This window comes from Mesorhizobium sp. M7A.F.Ca.AU.001.01.1.1 (assembly GCF_004022735.1).
Taxonomy (GTDB): Bacteria; Pseudomonadota; Alphaproteobacteria; order Rhizobiales; family Rhizobiaceae; genus Mesorhizobium; species Mesorhizobium ciceri.
Map to the genome: position 1 here is coordinate 1 of NZ_RZPF01000535.1, position 4,681 is coordinate 4,681.

General features: G+C 64.9%; 5 protein-coding genes and 1 pseudogene. 1 reads left to right on the plus strand and 5 read right to left on the minus strand.

Annotated elements, in window-relative coordinates; all coding sequences use genetic code 11:
* The 3 genes and pseudogenes from EN884_RS26365 to EN884_RS26375 form a co-directional block, all read right to left on the minus strand.
* A pseudogene (locus EN884_RS26365) lies at positions 1–272 on the minus strand (mandelate racemase/muconate lactonizing enzyme family protein); the annotation flags it as partial.
* A 1-nt stretch (position 273) separates the two neighbouring features.
* The gene (locus EN884_RS26370) at positions 274–1,380 is read right to left on the minus strand and encodes a mandelate racemase/muconate lactonizing enzyme family protein (RefSeq protein ID WP_063167629.1); all 1,107 of its coding nucleotides are present in this window, start codon (positions 1,378–1,380) and stop codon (positions 274–276) included.
* Positions 1,381–1,415: 35 nt separating this feature from the next.
* The gene (locus EN884_RS26375; protein WP_063167630.1) at positions 1,416–2,108 is read right to left on the minus strand and encodes a GntR family transcriptional regulator; all 693 of its coding nucleotides are present in this window, start codon (positions 2,106–2,108) and stop codon (positions 1,416–1,418) included.
* 132 nt (positions 2,109–2,240) lie between these two features.
* Here EN884_RS26375 and EN884_RS40185 point away from each other — a divergent pair, with 132 nt between their 5' ends.
* Entirely contained in the window at positions 2,241–2,666 is a 426-nt protein-coding gene (locus EN884_RS40185) for a LysR family transcriptional regulator (protein ID WP_275955645.1), read from the plus strand.
* A 22-nt stretch (positions 2,667–2,688) separates the two neighbouring features.
* Here the strand turns inward: EN884_RS40185 and EN884_RS26385 are convergent, their stop codons facing one another.
* Positions 2,689–3,840, minus strand: coding sequence for an efflux RND transporter periplasmic adaptor subunit (locus EN884_RS26385; protein WP_013532876.1), 1,152 nt, complete (start codon positions 3,838–3,840; stop codon positions 2,689–2,691).
* A 15-nt stretch (positions 3,841–3,855) separates the two neighbouring features.
* The coding region (locus tag EN884_RS26390) for an efflux RND transporter permease subunit (protein WP_164895163.1) at positions 3,856–4,681 on the minus strand (826 nt) is incomplete at its 5' end.

Sequence of the window (4,681 nt, forward strand, 5' to 3'; positions counted from 1 at the left end):
TTGATCGACTGCACGCCGGTCCAAAAGGGCAGGCAGACATGCTCGGCGCCGGCGATGTCGAAGGCATCGCGCCCGACCAGCCGCGGCGCCAGGACATCATTGATGATCGCGGCCGCCGCTGGCGTCGGCGCTTCGCCGAGGCCGACCAGGCCATCCTCGGTCTCGACTTCGACGACGGTCGGTGAAAATCCGTCGAGTTCGCCGAACACCCAGGCATAGGGCGCTTCGAGGCGCAAATTGATCGGCGTGGCTTTGATGCTGCGGATTTTCATCTCAGCGCCCGACCTCGAAGAACGGCGCGCCGAGCAGATCGGGAACGACGTCTATGCCGAGACCCGGCCCGTCTGGAATGCCCATGCGGCTGCCGGTGACCGGTGGCATGTTCGATGCCGTGCGCACCGTCACCCATTCATGGAAGGCGATGGCGTGCAGCCGGCGCTCTTCCGGCGTCGACAGCGACAGATGCGCCATCGCCGCGGTGTCGATCTCGGCGCCGCCCGTGTCCTCGACCGTGATCATGAAGCCGAGGTCGACGGCAATGTCGCGGATCTGGCGTGTCTTCGTCACGCCGCCAAGGCGCGAGATCTTCAGCGTCAGCCCGTCGGCCGCGCCCAGGCGATGAATTTCCAGCATCGCCTCGAGCGAGGTGACGGATTCGTCGAGCACCATCGGCTTGTCGAGCATGCGGCGCACCGACATGTTTTCATCGATCGTGGTGCAGGGCTGCTCGAACGTGTAGTCGATGGCGCGCGTGGCATCGGCGAATTGGCGCGCCTGATAGGGAGTCCAGCCGGCATTGGCGTCGCAGAAGATGACCGTGCCTTTCGGCACCGAGGAGGCAACCGCGATGACGCGTTCGATGTCGTCATGGACATTGCCGCCGACCTTGACCTGCAGCCGGTGGAAGCCGTCCTTGACGATGCGCTTGGCCAGCGCGGCCATGGCGTCGACGCTCCCGTGCGTGACGACCTTGTAGAGTTCCGCGGTGTCGCTTTCCTTGCCGCCGAGCAGCGTGACCAGCGGCACGTCGGCTGCGCGCGCCGCCAGATCCCAGCAGGCCATGTCGAGCGCCGACTTGATGTAGGGATGGCCCTTGAACACCGTGTCCATCAGCCGCCCGATGCTGGCCAGCCCGCGCGGATCGCGGCCGATCAGATGCGGCGCGATCTCGACCACGCCGGCGCGAACGCCGGCGGGGAAGGCGGCCGAGTAAAAATTGCCGAGCGGCGCCATCTCGCCCCAGCCGGTGATGCCGCTGTCTGATGTCATGGACACGATCACGGCGTCGAAGGCGTCGGCCTCGCGCCCCTTCGACATGCGGTATAGCCCGTCAACGAAGGGCTGCATGACGTGGTAGGCCTTGATGGTCTCGATCTGCACGTGTCTTGTCCGCTGTCTGTGGTGTTGGGAACGGGTCAGGCGCCCCTCGATGGGCGTTGTTCGAGGCTGCGCGCGTAGGCAAGCAACTCCTCGAAGTCGAGATCGATATGCTCCCTGGCATGGCGCTGGGCCGCACGCATGTCCTTGCCCTTCAGCAACCGCACATAGGTTTCGTGAACGTCTTCGGCCGGCACCGGCTCGTTGCGGGCATGCTGGTGGAGCGCGAAATACATCTGCAGCCGGCTGGTCAGCCGCTGCCAGGTTTCCAGCAGCACCGAATTGTCGGCCCATTCGTAGATCAGGCCATGCAGTTGCAGCGCGGTTTCGATCTGGCGTGTCGTGTCCAATGCGCGGGTCGCCTGCTTCACGGCTTCGTGGCGCCGGTCGAGCTCGTCGAAGAAGCGCTGGTCACGCAGCGGCCACGCCCGCTCGATGGCCAGCTCGTCCATCACCTTGTTGAACGAATAGGCATCGTCGATGTCCTTGGCTGTGACCTCGATGACGAAGGTGCCGGCATAGGGGATGCTGGTCAGGATCCCTTCCTGGACCAGCTCGCGCATCGCCTCGCGCAGCGGCGCGCGGCTGACCCGCATCTGTTCGGAGATACGGAGCTCGTTGAGCTTCTGGCCGGGCGCGAGCTGGCCGGTCAGGATCGCGCGCCGCAACAGCGCAACGATCTCGGCGCGTCGCGTCGTATCCGCGATAGGACTGAAATCCGCTTTCGCCATTCGGCCACTCCCAGGAAACCGAAAGCAAGACAAGCAGATTGTCGACAATCTAACAAGAGGCTATCTCAATTGATTGGCCAACGCTGCAGAGACCGTTTCGAAATTCCCTCTGGCGAGTCATATGGAGCCGCTGTGGAACGGTTGCCGCCGCTGAATGCGATCAAGGCTTTTGAAGTTGCCGCCCGTGCCGGCGGCTTCACTTTGGCCGCCTCTGAACTCGGCGTTTCGTCGGCGGCGGTCAGCCAGCAGATACGCAATCTCGAAACCTGGTTCGGCAAGCAGCTGTTCGTGCGCAGCGGCAACCGCATCGCGCTCACCGACGCCGATCGCCTCGGCAAGGCTCGGCCTGGGCATCGCGCTTGGCCAGCGGGTCATGGCGCACGCCGATCTGGAGGCCGGTCGGCTGATTGCGCTCTCCTCGTCTCGGTGCACCTCGGGCACCCCTATTGTGCATTCATGCCGCCGGCCAAGGCCGACCGGGCCGATGTTGCCGGTCTGGTGGAACTGCTCAGTCGAGCGGCGCCCGCGACCTGTGGGAAGGCCGGGGCGCCGCGCTGAAGCCGGATCCTGACGGGGGTGTTCAGGTGGCCGGCTTTTCCGGTATCGGCGATACGGGCGCTCCGGGGCCGATCTTCTGCAGATTGCCCGTAATCACCTGGTCGCCCTCGGCGACGCCGCTGAGGATGGCGACCTGATCGCCGCTCGTCGGTCCGAGCGAAACCAGCCGCTGGTCGACCGTATTGCCCTTGCCGACGACATAGAGATATTTGCCGAGCTGGCTTGAGCCCAGCGCCGTCTGTGGCACCATCAGCGCATCGGCCTGCTCTCTCACATGCAGCCGGACACGGACATATTGGCCCGGCAGCAGCGTGAACTTGCCATTGCCGATCGTCGCGCGCGCCGTGATCGTGCCGGTCGAGCGGTCGACCGAATTGTCGATGAAGGTAAGCTCGCCCTTCTGGCTTGCCTCGGTCTGGCCGGGGAGCAGGACATCCACTTCGATCGGGCCGTTCGCACGGGCTTGCTCGATCTCGGTCAGATCCGTCTCGCTCGGGTTGAAGGTGACGTAGATCGGGTCGAGCTGCACCAGCGTGTTGAGCACGGTGCCGGCGACGCTGACCAGCGTTCCGACCGAGGCCTGGTTGCGGCCAAGGCGCCCGGCAAACGGCGCCCGGATTTCAGCGTAGCTCAGATTGAGCTCTGCCGTGCGGACCGCCGCCTGGTTCAGCGCCAGCGATGCCTGCGCTTCGCGCAAGGTGCTGGTGCGCTGGTCGAAGCCGTCCTTGGCGAGGTAGCCGCTCTTGGCGAGCTCGGTGCCGCGACCAAGATTCGAGCGGGCATAGTCGAGCGTCGCCGTGTCGCGCTGCACTTGGGCCTTGGCCTGGTCGAGCGCCGCCTGGAAGTCGTCAGGCGAGATCTTGTAGAGAAGATCGCCTTGCCGGACGTCGACGCCGTCGGCTGCGGTCTGCTCCTGCAGATAGCCGGGAATCCTCGCCTGTAAGGTGATGCTGCGGATCGGCTCTGTCCGCGCGGCATAGTCGAGGTAGATCGGGATCGTCTTCTTGACGACGCTGACCACCGGCACCGGCATGACGAACGCCGCCGGGGCGGGCGCCGCACCTGCCGTGCCGGCATTGAGGCTGAGATTGCCCATATCGAGCAGGTGGACGCTGGCCACCGAGATCGCACCCAGCGCGACAGCCGTTCCCAACGCGATTTTCCATTTACGCATGATCAGTCTCCAATCTTATTCGGCCGCTTCCGCCAGGGGCGGTAAAGCGTGCTCAGCAGTTGGTTCATTGTCTTGAGAGGTGGGCTCGTCTTTGCCGCGGCGTTCACGCAGCTGTTCGATGACCGCGTAGAACACCGGCACGAACACCAGCGACAGGATGGTCGCCGCGACCATGCCGCCGAACACGGTGGTGCCGATCGACTGCCGGCTTGCCGCACCGGCGCCGGTCGCAAACATCAGCGGCAGCACGCCGAGGATGAAGGCGAAGGCCGTCATCAGGATCGGCCGCAGCCTGAGCCGTGCCGCCTCCATCGCCGCGTCGACGATGCTGAGGCCTTCCTCGCGCCGTCGCCTTGCGAATTCGACGATCAGGATCGCATTCTTGGCCGCCAGGCCGATCAGCATGACGAAGCCGATCTGCGAGTAGACGTCGATCTGCATGCCACGCAGCAACAACGCTGCGAAGGCGCCGAACAGGGCCAGTGGCACCGCCAACAGCACCATGAACGGCATCGCCCAGCTCTCATACTGCATCGCCAGGATCAGGAAGACGAAGACAATGGCGAGGCCGAAGACGACGGACGCGATCGATCCTGCCTTGAGCTCCTGGAAGGTGATGCCGGTCCATTCGAAACCGAAATCCCTTGGCAGCGCGGTTGCAGCGGCCCGTTCCATGGCGGCAACCGCCTGGCCGGAGGAAAAGCCCGGTGCGGCGCCGCCATTGATCGAGGCCGAGGCATTGTTGTTGTAGTGCGGCACGGTCTCCGGGCCGACGAAGGGCACGAGTTTGCCCAGCGTCGAGAGCGGCACCATGCCGCCGGAGGCATTGCGCACATAGAGC